This window comes from Shewanella sp. BF02_Schw (assembly GCF_014596695.2).
In the GTDB taxonomy this organism is placed as follows: domain Bacteria; phylum Pseudomonadota; class Gammaproteobacteria; order Enterobacterales; family Shewanellaceae; genus Shewanella.
In genome coordinates this window covers 400,581-418,484 of the sequence record NZ_JABKAW020000001.1, presented here as the reverse complement: position 1 = coordinate 418,484, position 17,904 = coordinate 400,581, and the positions used below count along the sequence as shown (strand labels likewise).

Below are 17,904 nucleotides of genomic sequence, written 5' to 3'. Positions count from 1 at the left end.
ACCCACTATTGATATGCGCCTTGTTACAAAGAAAATTAAAAGATTTACATTACTTTACGCTTGGTTAAGCAAATATAATTACAATAAGCTTGCATCAATCACGGGCTAGTCGTTAGCCAATGTCGTCTTGTAACGACATCATCAATTATTGCTTATAGAGATGTGTACTTAAATGATCAAAAAACTTAGCCAATGTCTTTTTTCGACTACCGTATTGATGATGGGATATGTTGGGTTTATTTCCAATGGTGTTGCCGCGCCCACACCTCCTCGCGCTGAAAAAGTGGTTCCTGTCGTCACCGCCACCGTTGAACAACATGAGCTTTCGCAATCAATTACCTTAATAGGAAAACTGGCGGCAACTCACTCGGTAATGATCGCGCCACAAGTCGCAGGAAAAATAGACAGCATAGCAGTCACATCTAACCAATACGTCAATAAAGGCCAAGCACTACTGACACTTGATAACCGCAAAGCAAAAGCCAGCGTAACCGAAGCGCAAGCCTATTATCAAGATGAAGTGCGTAAGCTTAATGAGTTTAACAAGTTGATTCACGTTAACGCCATCACTCAAACAGAAATAGAAGCTCAAAAGTCCAGTGTTGATATTGCTTTCGCTCGCCTTGAATCAGCCAAAACAGATCTGGATTACCATACTCTAGCCGCGCCATTTTCCGGAAACACTGGTTTGGTTAACTTCAGTCGCGGCAAGATGGTCAGTATCAATGAGTCACTATTATCACTTGATGATTTATCCGTGTTACAGCTAGATTTACAAGTGCCGGAGCATTATCTCTCTTTGTTAAGTACAGGAATGTCGGTAAACGCTTCCAGCAGAGCATGGAATAAAACCATTTTTACTGGCAAGATTATCGCTATTGATCCACGCGTCAATTCACAAACACTCAATCTCAATATTCGCAGTCAGTTTGATAATCAAAAGGGTCAATTAAAGCCCGGTATGATGATGTCAGCGACACTGGTATTTCCAAGCGTGTCTTCCCCTATTGTTCCGGTACAAGCACTTGAATATTCTGGTACCAAACGTTATGTCTACGTAATCAACCAGGACAATATCGCCACACGCACCGAAGTGATGTTAGGCGCCAGAATTGACGATCAAGTGTTACTGGAATCTGGCATAAACATCGGCGACCACATCGTCGTTCAAGGGCTGGTAAATATGCGTGATGGTGTCAAAGTAAAAGACTTAGCTAAGCAAGCTCAAACAAGCCCTGTTAAACAGGAGCAACAATAATGTGGCTAAGTGATACGGCGGTAAAGCGCCCTGTAGTTGCGATTGTATTAAGTTTATTACTGTGTGTTTTTGGCTTAGTGTCGTTCTCTAAACTGTCGGTTAGAGAAATGCCCGACGTACAAAATCCGGTAGTGACCGTCATGACCACTTATAGCGGTGCATCTGCCACTATTATGGAAAGTAAAATCACTAAGAGCCTTGAAGATGAATTAACTGGCATCAGCGGTATTGATGAAATTACCTCAACCACTCGAAATGGCATGTCACGTATTTCAATCGAATTCGAACTAGGTTGGGACTTAACCGAAGGCGTCAGTGACGTACGAGATGCCGTTGCCAAAGCACAACGTCGCTTACCCGATGAAGCTGATGATCCGATTGTATCTAAAGATAATGGTACTGGTGAGCCGTCGATTTACGTCAACTTAAGCTCTGAAAATATGGATCGTACTCAACTCACTGATTACGCCCAGCGGGTATTAGAGGACAGATTTAGCTTAATTACTGGGGTGAGCTCAGTCAATATTTCTGGTGGCTTATACAAAGTCATGTATGTACAACTAAAACCGCAATTAATGGCCGGTAGAAATGTAACTACCAACGACATTATTAGTGCGTTAAATACCGAAAATCTTGAAACACCCGGTGGCGAAGTCCGTAACGACACCACCGTCATGTCAGTCAGAACAAAACGGCTATATTACAGCCCAGAAGACTTCAACTATTTAGTTGTCCACACTGCTGACGATGGCACGCCTATTTATCTTAAAGATGTCGCTAGCGTGTTCATTGGGGCAGAAAATGAAAACTCGACCTTTAAAAGTAACGGCATCGTTAACCTAAGCCTAGGCATAGTGCCGCAATCTGATGCCAATCCATTAGACATATCACTGCAAGTACAACAAGAAGTCGACAAAGTGCAGAGTTTTCTGCCAAAAGGAACGCAGTTGGTTGTCGATTATGATGCCAATGTGTTTATTGCGCGCTCGATTAATGAGGTTTACAACACCCTATTCGTTACTGGGGTATTGGTTATTCTTGTGCTGTACATTTTTATCGGTCAAGTACGGGCAACACTCATTCCTGCAGTCACAGTACCAGTATCATTAATTGCCGCATTTATGGCGGCATACAGCTTAGGTTACTCCATTAACTTATTAACCCTAATGGCGCTTATTCTAGCCATTGGTCTAGTGGTTGATGACGCCATCGTTGTGGTTGAGAATATCTTCCACCATATTGAACAAGGTGAAAAACCGATACTTGCGGCCTACAAAGGGACTCGCGAAGTCGGTTTTGCTGTGATATCAACTACCCTAGTACTGGTGATGGTATTTTTACCTATTTCATTTATGGATGGCATGGTCGGGTTATTGTTTACTGAGTTCTCCGTGATGCTGGCAATGTCGGTGCTGTTTTCATCCCTTATCGCCCTTACCCTTACCCCAGTGATGAGCAGTAAACTATTAAAAGCCAATGTGAAGAAAAATCGTTTTAACATTGCGATCGATAATGGCTTTAATCGTTTAGAGCAACGGTATCGTAGTATGGTCAAATGGGCATTGCACTGGCGCATGGCAGCACCATTCATTATTATCGCCTGCATCGGTGGTAGCTATTTACTCTTGCAACAAGTCCCTTCTCAACTCTCACCACAAGAAGACCGCGGGGTATTATTTGCGTTTATTAAAGGCGCCGAAGGCACCAGTTATAATCGCATGGTTGCCAATATGGACATTGTTGAAAACCGATTAATGCCACTATTGGGTCAAGGAGTAGTGAAATCATTTAGCGTTGAAGCGCCAGCATTTGGCGGTCGAGCGGGAGATCAAACCGGATTTGCGATTATCCAGTTAGAAGACTGGCAAGATCGTGATACCGATATTAAACAAGCGTTAGCGTTAATCAGCCAAACGTTAAAAGACATTCCCGATGTAATGGTACGGCCAATGTTGCCAGGATTTAGAGGCCAATCAAGTGAACCTGTTCAATTTGTACTGGGCGGCTCTGACTATTCTGAGTTATTTAAATGGGCTCAAGTACTACAACAAGAAGCCGATGCAAGCCCTATGCTGGACGGGGCTGATTTAGATTACGCAGAGACCACACCAGAACTTGTTGTGACGGTAGACAAGCAACGAGCTGCAGAGTTAGGCATTAGCGTTTCAGAAATAGCGACAACCTTAGAAATCATGTTGGGCGGCCGCAGTGAAACAACCTTTGTTGAACGTGGCGAAGAATATGATGTGTACCTTCGCGGTGATGAAAACAGCTTTAACAGCGTCACAGACCTCAGTAAGATTTACTTTAGAAGCAGCAAAGGCGAATTAATCACCCTTGATACCGTCACTAAAGTTGAAGAAGTTGCCTCGCCGCAACGATTAAGTCATACCAATAAGCAAAAATCGATCACCATCAAGGCAAATTTAGGCGAAGGTTATACCCTTGGCGAAGCCCTCGACTTTTTAGAACAACGCGCAATAACATTACTGCCAAACGATATTTCAATTGCCTACACGGGTGAGTCAAAAGACTTTAAAGAGAACCAAGCTGGGGTGCTCATTGTATTTGCTTTAGCACTGCTGATTGCTTATCTGGTATTGGCGGCTCAATTTGAAAGTTTTATCAACCCTGCAGTGGTGATGTTTACCGTTCCCATGGGGATTTTTGGTGGCTTTATTGGCTTAGTGCTCACTCATCAAGGGATGAATATTTACAGCCAAATTGGCATGATCATGTTAATTGGTATGGTAACTAAAAATGGTATTTTAATCGTTGAGTTTGCTAATCAGCTACGCGACAGAGGCTTATCGCTCGACAATGCCATTATTGACGCATCGGCTCGTCGCTTAAGACCCATTTTAATGACAGCCTTTACCACGCTTATTGGTGCCATTCCATTAATCGTATCAACCGGCGCGGGGAGTGAAAGCCGTATTGCGGTAGGAACTGTGATATTCTTCGGCATGGCATTTGCGACCGTTGTCACCCTATTGGTGATACCCGCAATGTACCGACTTATTTCTTCGTCAACTCACTCTCCAGGGTTTGTTGAAGCACAACTTAATGACGCCATTGCCGCTCAAAAAGCGCAACAGCCTTAATCTTCACAGGTGTAATAATGACAACGCTTGCCGTATTTGTAGATGTGCAAAATATTTATTACACCTGTAAGCAAGGTTTTGGCCGTTCATTCAATTACCGAGCTTTATACAAACATTTGTCGGCACAGGGCACTATTAGCCACGCAATAGCTTACGCTATAGCACCAGCCGATGACGGTCAGGTTAAATTTCAAGATGCACTAAAACATATTGGTTTTACGGTTAAAACCAAACCTTATATCCAGCGCAGTGATGGTTCCGCCAAGGGAGATTGGGATGTTGGGATTACCATCGACATGCTAGAGATAGCGCCCACGGTAGATGAGGTTATTTTACTGTCTGGTGATGGTGATTTCGATTTATTACTCAAAAAAATCAACCAAACGACCACATGCTACACCCATGTACTAAGTGTTGAACGCCTCACTGCAAAATCATTAACCGATCAAGCGCAACAATTCACTGCCATCGATGCCTCGCTTCTTATTTAAATACAAACAATGACAATAATCACCCACTTTAAGCACAAGCGACAAAGCTAACACATACGACAAAAACATCGCTAAGATAGATACCAACAGAAATTAGTTTGATTTATTCCTCAGCCATTCAGCCTTCATTTACACAAGTTTCTTCTCATCAATACGGTTTAAATTTGATGAAAGGAAGATGAGTAGATCCCAAACCCACAAACAATGTTATTATTTTGTTGTGTAAAATAGTGACTGTATTTACAATATATCATCCTGTTATTATAGGTATCAAAATCAGTTTTTTATAAAAATAATAATAAGGTCTCTGATGGTGTTCTTTTTCCAAAGATGGTTATGCTCGCTGTTATGCTTACTTCTTTCAGTTGCCTTTATTTCAGCCACAAACGCAGAACAGTTTCAAATAGATAGGCTCAATATTGCTGACGGTTTACCGTCAACCATGATCACCTCTATCTATCAGCAAAAAAACGGATTTTTATGGTTTGCAACCGATGCTGGTGTGAGCCGTTATGATGGCCAAGAGTTTATAAACTTTCAGTTTTCACCGGGATCCAAAAGACATATATCGAATAACTTTGTGACAGATATTATCGAAGACGCCCAAGGCAATATCTGGTTTGCTACTGAAGACGGTCTTAATCAACTCACCGTCGATGATGAACTTAACATCTACCCCACCTCACAACAGCCTTTCGCTCAAAACACCAATTGGATAATGCGTTTATACTTGGATTCAAAACGCCAGCTATGGATAGGTACTGGCAGTGGGTTACAATATAAAACAGAGCATGGAACCGATTTCATCTCGGTTCCATTATATTTAAACCAACAAGATACTCCTGTAGAAACATCTATTTACAGCATAGTAGAAGACACTCAACACCGTATTTGGGTAGGGACCGACCATGGTCTCGCATTATTAGAACCCAACAGTACAACAATGCAGCTATATCAATCAGATAAAGCACAAGCAATATCCACTACAGGTTCAGCCGTTACTACGGCAGATTTATTTAATGATTACATTCTGACGAGTCAAATAGATAATCATGGTCAACTTTGGTTTGGTAGCCAACATTTTGGCTTAATTAAATTTATGCCTAACGACAACACATTCCAGCATTTTTTTAGTCCAAAACAACCAAAGGTTGGACAAATTCCCAGTAACTACATCTCCAGCATAGCGATTGAAGACGATCAACATATCTGGATTAGTACCGATAAAGGTGCGGCAAATTTAACTGTCGCATCCGAACATTTTGACTGGTTAACCTCACAAACGTTTAATCAACAATCATTACCGACCAATGATGTTGATGATGTATTTATCGACCATTCAGGAATCATTTGGTTTGCGACTAACCAAGGTGCGGCCTTTTACACGCCATTGAAAAAATCAAGTCGACTGTATAAACCCCTTGCCAGCCAATCAGAGCTATCAGGAGGCAATGTTTACGCAATAGCCTTAACGCAATCAGGTGATGCCTGGGTAGCAACAAATAAGGGTATCGATAAGATAAACATCGATAATAAAACGGTTGAATTAGGACCTTTAAAAGATAAAACCACTCCATCATTAATAAACAATATTTGGAACGTAACAACAGACAAAGATAATAATCTGTGGTTTTCTGACGCTGAAGGCCTGAGTTTTTATGATCAACGTTCTGACACTGTGCAACACTTTAGTAATAAAGTGAATAATCCCTATGGCTTTCCTAATACTGATTTCTATACTGTTGACCCAGACCAAGAAGGCAATGTGTGGATCACTGGCTATTTAGACGCTGGCGTAATGCTATTTAACCCGCAAAAAGGTTTAATAAAACATTATTTTAACGATGCGGATAATCTTTATACTTCAGGTGGGAATTTCACCTTCGACAGTTTAATCGCTACCCAAGGTGAGTTATGGTTAGCCACCACCAATGGTATTTTCATTATCGATCCTAAAACGGATATCACCTCACACTTAAGCTTAGGTAATGAAAGAGAGAACATCCGAATAGGCGGTATTTACCAAGATAAACAAGGCATTATATGGGCAGCAACCCAAGGTCTCGGGTTAGCAAAAATAATTCCAACATCAAATGTACCTCAGGGATTTACCATTGAATACATTACACGTCAGCAAGGCCTACCAGATAACCGTTTAAAAGCCGTCATTGGTGATGACCAAGGTAATTTATGGCTAACGAGCCAGCATACGTTAATCAAATATACCCCCAAAACCGCTAAAATAAGTGTTTATCCCAGCGTGATTAACACCGACAACTTAACCTTTAATGAAGCCGCAATAGCCATTTATCAACACCAGTTACTGTTAGGTACTAATAAAGGGGTGATACAGATAGATATCGACACTATTAGCCAAAATGATTTTGCGCCTCCGGTGCATATCACTTCGGCAAAAATAGCCAATAAATCGTATATTAATATTAACAGCCATAACCCTCCCCCGAAGCCGATACTTGATTACGACAACAACATGATCCAGTTTTCATTTGCATCATTAGACTATACCGCCCCTGAACGGAATCAATATCGATATATGTTAGCCGGGTTCGATCAGGATTGGCTGACCACATTACTACCTCGGGCGATGTACACTAATTTAGCCGCTGGTGATTATGTGTTTAAAGTACAAAGCACCAATAGCGACGGTATATGGAGCAACCAACAGGCAGAATTTGCATTTAACATTAAAAAAGCCTGGTGGTATTACGCATTAATTGCTTCGGGCACCATGATTATATTGATTATGATTTTGTTTGCGTTATCTCGAATCAAACAAATGAGAGAGCTCAGTCGCCGGGCTAACTTTGACAGCTTAACGGGATTGGCAAACCGGTTTCATTTTAATCAACAACTGTCATTACTTATGTCTAATCCATACAACACCGCCGCTGTGGTGTTTATCGATTTAGATCACTTTAAAGAAGTTAACGATTCTATGGGCCATGACGTAGGCGATGAGCTCATTATCCAAGTTGGTAAACGGCTTCAGCATTGTTTAAGCCAACAAGATGTATTGGCTCGACTCGGCGGAGATGAATTTGCCTTAATCATTCCATACGAGCAAGTTGCGGCCGACGTGAACCGAGATTTAGTTAATATCATTGAACGAGTTCGTCAAACGCTCAACAAAGGCTATCAAATTAATCAATATTGGCTAAACAGTTCTGCCAGTATTGGTGTGGCATGCTTCCCGGAAGATGGTAAAGATGCCAAAACATTATTAAAACATGCTGATACCGCCATGTACGCAGCTAAACAAAATGGGCGAAACGGAAGTTACTTTTTTAACGAAACATTATCCACGGCACTATTAGAAAGGTTATTGATTAAAGATCAGCTAAATAATGCCATGTCAGATGCGCAACTTGAAGTGCATTACCAGCCAAAATGTTGCGTTGATACACATGAGATTGTCGGTTTAGAGGCGTTACTTCGTTGGAATCACCCTCAACACGGGATGATATCTCCTAGCCGCTTTATTGATCAAGCTGAAGACAGTGGCTTAATTATCGATATTGGATTATGGGTACTTGAACAAGCCTGTCAGCAAGGATATCGTTGGCTTCAACAAGGGATACTGAGAGGCAATATTTCGGTTAACATTTCACCGGTAAAATTATCACAACCGACTATTGTTGATGACATTGCTGCCATTTTAGAACGAACCGCCTTCCCGGCTCATCATCTTGAACTTGAAATAACCGAGTCATTACTCATTAAAGATTTAAAAACAGCACAAGACGTTCTATTAGCACTCAAACAATTACGCGTACGTATTGCCCTAGATGATTTTGGCAAAGGTTATTCGTCATTAAACTATTTGACCCAGTTCCCCATTGATACTTTAAAAATTGATAAGGGGTTTTTAAGCAGTATTTTGCCTGAAGAAACCAGCAATATAGTATTACGAAACATCATTACCTTAGGTAATGAGCTGAAATTAGATGTCATTGCAGAAGGCGTCGAAACTCATGCTCAACTGCTTAAATTGAAACAGTACAATTGTAAAATAGTTCAAGGTTTTTTATTCAGTCATGCTCTTGATGTCACTCAATTAGAAGTATGTCTTCTACATAACAAGTTAACCTTATGTGAATATGTTGAAGTTGAAAACGAATAATGAGAGCGGCAACTTATTAGCGATTCATGCATAAGCAGCACCCAAACTGTTAACGACTTACTGCGACGTCTGCAAACACACATAACCTTCACTAACGATGCTCTTACCTATCAATCTGTATTCTAAACTAACCCTAATAAGGTGCCTTAAACTCTCGTTATTGATGCGAAGACACATTCATTTCAAGGCAGATAACTACCTGTGAAATGCTTATTCATATCGCATTACATTGTTATTATTTAAATCAATAATGAGAGGGCTCACATGATTGGGAATATCACTTTATTTGCAAAAGTGTTATTCTTGCTGGGCCGTAGCAGGACACTTCTATAAAGGATTATATGTCGTTAATACGTTACAAAAAACTAATTTTTGATTACATTCCCATGCCCAAACGAGCTCGTTTATTCATCCAATTGATATTCATATCAGTGGGAGTTTTATATACATTTAACTCGACCATCGCCGTGGCGGAACCACTAAAAATCACTTTAGCTGCAGAAGATAGTTGGCCTCCTTTTGCCGATGAAGTGGGTAATGGTATTTCCCATAACCTTATTAGACAGGCTTTTAAGCAAGTTGATGTTGACGTTTCTACTATTGTAGTACCCTATACTCGTGGTTTGATTATGACCGAGCGAGGTTCGGTTGATGGCGTTTTTAATGTGACAAAAGAGCAAAGCACTATTAACCGATTTATATTCGGTAATGAACCTTTGTTTACAGTAACAGCTTCTTTTTTCTTTGCCAAAGAACACCCTACCATTGCGGATAATAAATGGCAGATCCCAATAAAAAGCACGATTGGTATTGTGAGTGGTTATGAGTACGGCGACGAATTTACGACGCTTGTTGAACAGCTGCAATTACACGTCATCACGGTAAATAGCCAGCGCCAATTAATCAATTTATTATTAGTAGGCAGAATTGATACCGCCATTATGTATGACCTTGTTGCTGATGTTTACATCGAACAGATGGGTGTTAGCCATAATATAAAAGCTAAGTTTAATAATCATACCAGTAAAATTTTCGTCGCATTTTCGAAACTTAACCCTCAAGCAGAGCACATTAGCCAATTACTCGACAAAGGGCTGCTAACGTTACAAAGACAAGGTAAGTACCAACAGCTGCTTCTGCCTTCAAATGATTAACGACATAACCACAATATCAATAACATAAGGTCATAGTGTAATGAGTCACCCCTCTGTAGAGCACAAGTACAGCCCAGTTCACTCTTTTTCTGTACAAATTTATTATGAGGACACCGACTTTTCTGGTGTGGTATATCATCCTAACTTCTTAAAATATTTCGAGCGTGCGCGTGAACATGTCATCGGCGCAGATGTACTCAGCCAACTTTGGCAGCAACAACAATTGGGTTTTGCCGTTTATCGCAGCGATATGTTATGTCACGATGGGGTTGAGTTTGCAGATATTATTGATGTGCGCACACAATTTTATTTTGAAAGTAAATATCGTACCGTATGGAAACAACAAATATGGCGGCCTAATGCTAAAAAACCTGCAGTAACCGCTACAATTGAAATGGTCTGCATGAACCAGAAGCGTCAACTTTCACCTATGCCTGTAGAATTAATCGCTTATTTATCAGCAGGATTTAAGTAATTAACCACCAGACACAACGACATTTAACGTTGAAGAGATTAACTTTTAGGATCACTAAAGTGTGGATTATTAATTTTTTGATAATTAAGTTGCGGATAAAGATGTTCAAACTCATTGGCTGTCAATGGTTTAGCAAAGTAATCACCTTGAATAGTGTCTACTCCAAAAAGATGTAATGCATCTAATACAGACTTAGATTCAACCCCTTCAACCGTCACTTCAAAACCTAAATTTTTAGCCAGCTCGATACTGGTCTTAACAATTTGTTTCGCCGCTTGAGATGTTTCAAATTCATCTAAAAAGGCTTTATCAATTTTCACTTCATCAACGGGTAAATGACGCAAATAAGCTAAAGAAGAATGACCAGTACCAAAATCGTCAATCGCAAGTTTAACTCCAATATCACGTAATTGATTTAAGGTAACAATCGTTTGCTCGAGCGATTTCATTAACACACTTTCAGTAATTTCAATGGTAATGGTTTCGGCAGGAACCAGATACTGGGATAGTTTGGTGGCGACATCGGCAGCAAGGTTTGGATTATCTAAATCAGTAGATGACAAATTAATGGCTACATTAACGTAAACCCCCATATTTCGCCATTTGGCTTGTTGAGCCAATACGTTATCTAACACCCAACTACTCAGAATATCGATCATTCCGGTCTGTTCCGCTAATGGAATAAATTCATTTGGAGAAATTAATCCTAAGCCTTCATGTTGCCAACGAATTAACGCTTCAACCTGCTTACATCGGCCGCTTTTTATGTCTAGCTTTGGTTGAAATACCATAAATAATTGACCTTGCTTTAACCCTTTAGGCAAGCCATTAATAATCAACAATTCTCGGTATTGTGCTTTATCATCATCTTGATCGTAAAAAGCAATCGGCTGTTTTAATGCTTTGGCTTTCTTCAGTGCTAAATCTAAACGGCGCAGCATCAAACTGACATCGGCATGATGCTCATTGAGCGACAATACTCCGAGCTGCATTTTGATACTGATTGGCTGTTGTTCTATTTCAAATGGACTTTGTAAATCATTTTTTATCGTTTGCAACTGCTCGACAGTCAACGGTTGCTGGAAAAACAACAAAAATTCATTACCGTTCATACGTGCGATGAACTGTGCTTTACAGTTCAGGTTATCTATCCGCTTGGCAAAAGCTTTCAGCAATTTGTCACCAAATAAAAAACCAAATAAATCATTCACAAAACGAAATTGTCGAATATCCACCAGCACTAACATACCTTCTGAAATAGGCATTTTTGACAACATTTTACGTTTAAAGCCAACACGATTCGCTAATCCGGTTAACTTATCTCGTTCGGTGCTAAATAAGCTTGATTGATGTAAATGATGGAGGACATTAATGAGCGGTTTTAACGATTTGGCAGGAGAATCTATGTTAAATGAATCTTGATTGAGTAATTGTAATTCTAACGAGTGAGTTAATTGTTTAATAAAACGATGCTGACGCCAATGGAGAAATGCAATGGTGCACAGCATAATCACAATCATAAATAACACTGTTATTAGCAAATAATTCATTAAGTATTCATCATGTTACAGTTTTAGCCATCGGTTATTTAAACATCAAAAACATCTCACTTAGATATTAATCATTTAATGTTAGCTCATTGATTAATACCCGTGAAACTCACTTAACATAGCATTATTCGTAACTTTGCTTAATTGAATGGTACATATCAATAAACTCATCACTAGCAAGATCTTCTGGTGTTACAGGTAAACCTCGTAGGACAAAGACACCTAACCTTTCTTCTAACTCTTCACCGGCTCTAAGTTCACCAGTATAAAATGCCGCAGAACGAATAAAGTCGAGATAAGTCACTTTTTCAGGCATATAATGAAGATCAGCCCAACGCTCAACCACTTCCATAACTTCTGGGGCAAAGTCCCACGTTTTTAATACCGCACGACCAATCGGCCCCTGCATTTTACGTACGAGACTTCGTAAGTCATCAATTCGGCTAAACAATTCTGGGTGAACTTCTGCTTCGGTTAATACTGGTAATGCACCAATATTATGTACCAATCCCGCAAGGGTAAGCGTATCACGGTCTAGTTTTTTAGTGGGATGACGTTTGTTATACATTTCAAGCATCGCACAAGATGAAGCTGTCACTTCAATAGAGGTCTTCCATACCTCATCCATCACCTCCCACACCATTTCGTTGGTTGAGATAAAGAGCTGTTCCATGGCAACTGACGTGGTAATGGATTTAATTTGCACTAAACCAATACGATTAACTGCGGCATTGATGCTTTCTGCTTTATTACCACGAGAATATAAAGCGCTGTTTGCCACTTTAATAATACGGGCTGAAATAGCCGCATCTTGTCCAATAATATCTGCTACTTGTTTAAGGCTCGAATCTTGACGAGATACCACTTCTTGAACACGCATGGCCACTTCAGGTAATGTTGGTAAAACTAAAGCATCATCTTTGAGCTTTTTTAATAGTCCAACCAAGAGTTGATGTTCCGTAGACATGGGTTCTCCATAAATAAATAGTCTCTAATGTTGGATTATATACCCAAACCGATAACGTTTGCGATTACTCAACTGACGACAACTCAATTATTTATATCTTTCTGTGCTGATTTAACAGTTATAAATTCCTTCGATACAATAAAAATACAACCAACCTCACAAATACCAAGGCTATATTTGTCCTCGCTAATATCCTTAAGTAAGCTTCGCCCCTTTCATCACACAATGTTCAATTAGGTCAAAAAACATGTTTAAACCTGAATTATTATCTCCTGCTGGTACGCTTAAAAATATGCGTTACGCCTTTGCTTATGGTGCTGATGCTGTTTACGCAGGCCAACCTCGTTATAGCTTACGAGTTAGAAATAATGATTTCAAAATGGAGACACTTGCCAGCGGTATTGAAGAGGCTCACGCCCTCGGTAAAAAATTGTATGTGGTGAGTAATATTGCCCCACATAATGCCAAGCTAAAAACCTATATTAAAGACATGCAACCGGTGATCGCGATGAAACCTGATGCGGTGATCATGTCTGACCCTGGGCTTATCATGATGGTCCGCGAAGCGTTTCCTGAACAAGTGGTTCACTTATCGGTTCAAGCAAATGCGATTAACTGGGCATCGGTTAAATTCTGGCAACAACAAGGCATCAAGCGAGTCATTTTATCGCGTGAATTATCATTGGATGAAATTGAAGAAATTCGCCAACGTTGTCCAGATATTGAATTAGAAGTGTTTGTGCATGGCGCACTTTGCATGGCGTACTCTGGCCGTTGCTTGCTCTCTGGTTACATGAATAAACGCGATCCTAATCAAGGGACCTGTACCAACTCATGCCGTTGGAAATACGATGTGCACCCAGCACAGCAAACAGAGACTGGCGATATCATCCCTGTGGCTCCAACCGTACAGTTTGAGAGCCCTACATTAGGTTCGGGCCAACCTAGTAGCGACATAGTGCTACTGCAAGAAGCTGGTCGTCCTGGCGAGTATATGCCTGCGTTTGAAGATGAACATGGCACCTACATTATGAACTCAAAAGATTTACGGGCTATTCAACATGTGGATCGTTTAACCAGAATGGGGATTGATTCATTAAAAATTGAAGGTCGTACCAAATCTTTTTACTATGTCGCGCGCACCGCACAATTATATCGCCAAGCAATTGAAGATGCCGCTACAGGCAAAGACTTTGATCGCACATTAATGAACAACCTTGAAGGTTTGGCGCATCGTGGCTATACCGAAGGGTTTTTACGTCGTCACGTTCATGACGAATATCAAAACTATCAATATGGCCATTCTGTGAGTGATAGCCAGCAATTTGTTGGTGAATTCACCGGTAAACGAAATGCTGAGGGTTTGGCTGAAATTGATGTAAAAAATAAATTTTCAGTCGGTGACAGTGTTGAAATAATGACAACTGAAGGTAATTTTGTTATCACTATTGAATGGTTAATAAATCGCAAAGGCGAATCGATTGACTCTGCTTTAGGCTCAGGCCATTTTGTGTTTCTAGCGCTTCCAGCAGATATAAATATCGACAAAGCCATGTTAATGCGTAATTTACCTGAGGGAGTGGATACCCGAAACCCTCATCAACCAGCTTAAATTAAGGTTTTTATGGCACTAATCATCGACGATAGCTGTATCAATTGTGATATGTGCGAACCCGAATGTCCTAATGAGGCCATTACTATGGGTGAAGAGGTGTATGAAATCGATCCCGCGTTGTGCACCGAATGTGTCGGTCATTACGATAAGCCAACTTGCGTGTCTGTTTGTCCTATAGATTGTATCGATCCCGACCCAAAACATGTCGAGTCACATGATGCGCTATTACTAAAATACGCTGCTCTCACGGGCAATGTGTAACCTCAGGATTGAGCAACTAAGAGCTAATATATAGTGCCTAGGTACCTAGCATCTAGTATCTAGTATCTAGTATCTAGTATCTGCAAAAACGGCGCTTAATGCGCCGATTTTTATAGTCAAATAACACCATCACTATTCACTGGCTGTTAATGTTTGTAATACTTTTGCCAGTTGCTCAATGCCGATCCGAGCGGGTTTGGGTAAGTTATCTAACTCTATAGACAACAATAAATTTTTAACCTCTAACCCCAACTCTGTATCCCCTTCTATACGTAATTTACGCTGAAAAAATAGCGTGTCGGGATCTTCTTTGCCTGCTGCAACCAAAATTAACTCAGGCACATTGGCACCTAATGTCACATCAGGCTGAGTAAAAGCACGCACTCGTAGTTGTTGTTCTACACCCACCTCAAAACGCAAACCAATATCATCAACACAAATGCCTACCCACTTTTGTTTGAGAAAATGGAGTTCATCTGCCTTCAATTGTTCCGCTAACACTAAATTAAGCAGTTTATTAATGACGATTATTTTTAACGCTTCAGGCATCAAGTTTAGCGAGCGACGGCTTACTTGAGGCGCAAAATGTAACAAGTGCGCCGATAATTGTTGTGTAAATGCTTGAGCCATCGAGAGTACCTACTTGTAAATTGAACCAATAATCAAGTCAGTTTACTGGCAATTTATCTAACGAAACCTGTTTTAAATCAAATCATGTTAACTCAATCACATTTACACTCCTGTTCTTTGAAAAAAATGAGAACACCAACATGGAACTCTTATGCCCTGCAGGTAATTTAGCGTCGCTCAAAGCCGCTCTGAACGCTGGCGCTGATGCGGTTTACCTCGGACTAAAAGATGACACTAATGCGCGCTCGTTTGCAGGTCTAAACTTTTCTGCAGTACAACTGGCACAAGCGACAAAACTGGCCCAAAGCCAAGGGCGAAAGGTATTTTTAACCCTAAACACTTTTCCGAAACCCGGCGAAGAACAGCGCTGGTATCAGGCCGTTGATTTAGCCGCACAATTAGAAATGGATGCCCTCATCGTAGCAGACTTATCATTACTCGATTATGCCCACCAGTATTATCCGCACCTTCCGCTACATTTATCGGTACAAGCCAGCGCCACAAACTTAGGGGCTCTGTCATTTTATCAACAAGCTTTTAATATCGAACGAGCAGTATTGCCACGAGTGTTGTCGATTAAACAGGTTAGAGATTTAGCTAAAGTGAGCCCTGTTGAGCTTGAAGTATTTGCTTTTGGTAGTTTATGTATCATGGCTGAAGGACGCTGCCATTTATCATCATATGTAACAGGACAATCTCCTAATACCGGCGGCTCATGTTCCCCGGCTAATCATGTGCGTTGGCAAGATGCCGGTAGCGATAAATTGACCCGACTCAATAATGTATTAATCGATAAAGCTGATGCTAACCAACAACTGGGTTATCCAGTGGTCTGTAAAGGCCGTTATGTTGCTGAGTACGATCATGATGCAAAGTATTTACTGGAGTCACCTACCAGTTTAAACACCTTAAGCTTATTACCCGAGCTCGCCCAAGCGGGAATTAAATCACTTAAAATAGAAGGACGTCAGCGAAGCCCTGCTTACGTCAGCCAAGTCACCCACGTTTGGCGTAGCGCTATCGACACTTATTTAGCTAACCCCGAGTCTTTTTGCGAGCAACCACAATGGTCGCAAGCGTTAGCAAAAGTATCCGAAGGACAAATCACTACATTGGGCGCTTATGAGCGTCAATGGCAATAAGGTTTTACAATGAAAATATCTCTCGCTCCAATTAGTTACTGCTGGTCAAAATCTGACGTTGAGCACTTTTATCAGCAAGTAGCATTGAGTAACATCGATAGCGTTTATTTAGGTGAAACCGTATGTAGCCGCCGCCGTGAACTGAAGTTTAACGACTACCTAGATCTCGCCAATATGCTCAAGTCTCATGGCAAACATGTGGTGTTATCAACCATGGCTTTGATAGAAGCGCAATCTGAGCTTAATGAACTGAAACGAGCTATTGATAATGGTGATTTTAGTATCGAAGCGAATGATATGGCTGCAGTACATTATGCGCACCAAGCGAAAGTCCCCTTTGTATGTGGGCCAACAATCAATAATTACAATCGGACCAGTCTTGATTTATTGCACCAAAAAGGGATGTACCGTTTTGTCATGCCTTGTGAATTATCACAGCAGTGGTTAAACACCGTCATCAATCAAGGTGATAAACCCGCTTTTGAAATAGAGGTGCTCGGTCACGGCTATTTACCCTTGGCACATTCTGCACGCTGTTTTACCGCCAAACATTACCAATTGCCAAAAGATAAGTGTCAAACTATTTGCCAACGCCATAGCAAAGGCTTACTGGCTCAAACTCAAGAGTCACAACCGTTACTCCGCTTAAATGGCATTCAAACTCAATCTGCGGCGCAGGTAAACCTGATTAACCAAATTCCACAAATGATAGACATGGGGATTGATTATTGGCGTATATCCCCCAATAAATTAGCCGATATAGCCATGGGTTCAGAACTTGCTGATGTATTAACACAAATAACAGAAGAGCCGCTTAATAGTAAATCGCTAATTAATAAACAGTTTAATGACAATAAACAGGCATCGATTATCAATCATCATTGCAATGGCTATTGGTTAGGGTTACCGGGCATGGACTATTCCCTTGAGCCCAATACTCCAGCGAGTTAACCTTATAAACGCTACTTGATAGCCATTAATAAAAGTGGTCATGAACCGTCATCATATCCATGTTTATTAATGGCATACAAACCATAAAAAAGTGCTAGATCCAAAGATAACACACACCCGCAACAAAGTTTCAACAGGCTGATTAAATTAGATTTTAACCATATA

At 40.6% G+C, this 17,904-nt stretch carries 13 protein-coding genes; 10 read left to right on the top strand and 3 right to left on the bottom strand.

The annotated features are described in order from the left end of the window. Window positions 1–220: 220 nt before the first annotated feature. The 6 genes from HNW13_RS01990 to HNW13_RS01965 all read left to right on the top strand — a co-directional run bounded on the left by HNW13_RS01990 (window position 221) and on the right by HNW13_RS01965 (window position 10,623). Complete coding sequence (locus HNW13_RS01990) at window positions 221–1,258, top strand: efflux RND transporter periplasmic adaptor subunit (protein ID WP_243756208.1); 1,038 nt, start codon at window positions 221–223, stop codon at window positions 1,256–1,258. After that, a complete protein-coding gene (locus tag HNW13_RS01985) occupies window positions 1,258–4,362 on the top strand; it encodes a multidrug efflux RND transporter permease subunit (protein WP_192114435.1) in 3,105 nt (1,034 codons plus the stop codon). The genes HNW13_RS01990 and HNW13_RS01985 overlap by 1 nt, the downstream gene beginning before the upstream one ends. 17 nt (window positions 4,363–4,379) lie before the next feature. After that, entirely contained in the window at window positions 4,380–4,853 is a 474-nt protein-coding gene (locus HNW13_RS01980; protein ID WP_192114434.1) for an NYN domain-containing protein, read from the top strand. A 310-nt stretch (window positions 4,854–5,163) separates the two neighbouring features. Further along, window positions 5,164–8,994 carry an EAL domain-containing protein gene (locus tag HNW13_RS01975; RefSeq protein ID WP_192114433.1) on the top strand — a complete coding sequence of 1,277 codons (3,831 nt, stop codon included), beginning with the start codon at window positions 5,164–5,166 and terminating at the stop codon, window positions 8,992–8,994. 467 nt (window positions 8,995–9,461) lie between these two features. Beyond that, window positions 9,462–10,148 (top strand): transporter substrate-binding domain-containing protein, encoded by a 687-nt coding sequence (locus HNW13_RS01970; protein ID WP_347813070.1) that lies wholly within the window; start codon window positions 9,462–9,464, stop codon window positions 10,146–10,148. A gap of 40 nt (window positions 10,149–10,188) precedes the next feature. Then, window positions 10,189–10,623 (top strand): thioesterase family protein, encoded by a 435-nt coding sequence (locus tag HNW13_RS01965; RefSeq protein WP_192114431.1) that lies wholly within the window; start codon window positions 10,189–10,191, stop codon window positions 10,621–10,623. 38 nt (window positions 10,624–10,661) lie between these two features. Here the strand turns inward: HNW13_RS01965 and HNW13_RS01960 are convergent, their stop codons facing one another. Both HNW13_RS01960 and HNW13_RS01955 read right to left on the bottom strand, forming a co-directional pair. Further along, the gene (locus tag HNW13_RS01960; RefSeq protein WP_192114430.1) at window positions 10,662–12,173 is read right to left on the bottom strand and encodes a bifunctional diguanylate cyclase/phosphodiesterase; all 1,512 of its coding nucleotides are present in this window, start codon (window positions 12,171–12,173) and stop codon (window positions 10,662–10,664) included. 124 nt (window positions 12,174–12,297) lie between these two features. Continuing rightward, entirely contained in the window at window positions 12,298–13,140 is an 843-nt protein-coding gene (locus HNW13_RS01955; protein WP_101085693.1) for an HDOD domain-containing protein, read from the bottom strand. Window positions 13,141–13,387: 247 nt separating this feature from the next. Between HNW13_RS01955 and yegQ the strand changes: the two genes are divergently transcribed. Continuing rightward, complete coding sequence (yegQ, locus tag HNW13_RS01950) at window positions 13,388–14,752, top strand: tRNA 5-hydroxyuridine modification protein YegQ (RefSeq protein ID WP_192114429.1); 1,365 nt, start codon at window positions 13,388–13,390, stop codon at window positions 14,750–14,752. 12 nt (window positions 14,753–14,764) lie between these two features. Then, window positions 14,765–15,016, top strand: coding sequence for a YfhL family 4Fe-4S dicluster ferredoxin (locus tag HNW13_RS01945; RefSeq protein ID WP_101085697.1), 252 nt, complete (start codon window positions 14,765–14,767; stop codon window positions 15,014–15,016). A 132-nt stretch (window positions 15,017–15,148) separates the two neighbouring features. On the opposite strand, the gene HNW13_RS01940 is transcribed toward HNW13_RS01945, so the two are convergent. Further along, the gene (locus HNW13_RS01940; RefSeq protein ID WP_192114428.1) at window positions 15,149–15,646 is read right to left on the bottom strand and encodes an SCP2 sterol-binding domain-containing protein; all 498 of its coding nucleotides are present in this window, start codon (window positions 15,644–15,646) and stop codon (window positions 15,149–15,151) included. Between the two features lie 140 nt (window positions 15,647–15,786). On the opposite strand from HNW13_RS01940, the gene HNW13_RS01935 reads away from it, so the two are divergent. Together HNW13_RS01935 and HNW13_RS01930 are read left to right on the top strand one after the other, a co-directional pair. Further along, window positions 15,787–16,788, top strand: a complete 1,002-nt coding sequence (locus tag HNW13_RS01935; protein ID WP_192114427.1) for a peptidase U32 family protein — start codon at window positions 15,787–15,789, stop codon at window positions 16,786–16,788. Between the two features lie 9 nt (window positions 16,789–16,797). Beyond that, complete coding sequence (locus HNW13_RS01930; protein ID WP_192114426.1) at window positions 16,798–17,739, top strand: U32 family peptidase; 942 nt, start codon at window positions 16,798–16,800, stop codon at window positions 17,737–17,739. The last annotated feature ends 165 nt before the right edge of the window (window positions 17,740–17,904 follow it).

What these genes read in the sequence shown, in the direction of transcription:
- HNW13_RS01940 (WP_192114428.1), bottom strand. Translation starts at nt 15,646, where the DNA reads ATGGCTCAAGCATTTACACAACAATTATCGGCGCACTTGTTACATTTT.
- HNW13_RS01985 (WP_192114435.1), top strand. Translation starts at nt 1,258, where the DNA reads ATGTGGCTAAGTGATACGGCGGTAAAGCGCCCTGTAGTTGCGATTGTA.
- HNW13_RS01945 (WP_101085697.1), top strand. Translation starts at nt 14,765, where the DNA reads ATGGCACTAATCATCGACGATAGCTGTATCAATTGTGATATGTGCGAA.
- HNW13_RS01960 (WP_192114430.1), bottom strand. Translation starts at nt 12,173, where the DNA reads ATGAATTATTTGCTAATAACAGTGTTATTTATGATTGTGATTATGCTG.
- HNW13_RS01990 (WP_243756208.1), top strand. Translation starts at nt 221, where the DNA reads ATGGGATATGTTGGGTTTATTTCCAATGGTGTTGCCGCGCCCACACCT.
- HNW13_RS01980 (WP_192114434.1), top strand. Translation starts at nt 4,380, where the DNA reads ATGACAACGCTTGCCGTATTTGTAGATGTGCAAAATATTTATTACACC.
- HNW13_RS01930 (WP_192114426.1), top strand. Translation starts at nt 16,798, where the DNA reads ATGAAAATATCTCTCGCTCCAATTAGTTACTGCTGGTCAAAATCTGAC.
- HNW13_RS01935 (WP_192114427.1), top strand. Translation starts at nt 15,787, where the DNA reads ATGGAACTCTTATGCCCTGCAGGTAATTTAGCGTCGCTCAAAGCCGCT.
- yegQ (WP_192114429.1), top strand. Translation starts at nt 13,388, where the DNA reads ATGTTTAAACCTGAATTATTATCTCCTGCTGGTACGCTTAAAAATATG.
- HNW13_RS01975 (WP_192114433.1), top strand. Translation starts at nt 5,164, where the DNA reads ATGGTGTTCTTTTTCCAAAGATGGTTATGCTCGCTGTTATGCTTACTT.
- HNW13_RS01965 (WP_192114431.1), top strand. Translation starts at nt 10,189, where the DNA reads ATGAGTCACCCCTCTGTAGAGCACAAGTACAGCCCAGTTCACTCTTTT.
- HNW13_RS01955 (WP_101085693.1), bottom strand. Translation starts at nt 13,140, where the DNA reads ATGTCTACGGAACATCAACTCTTGGTTGGACTATTAAAAAAGCTCAAA.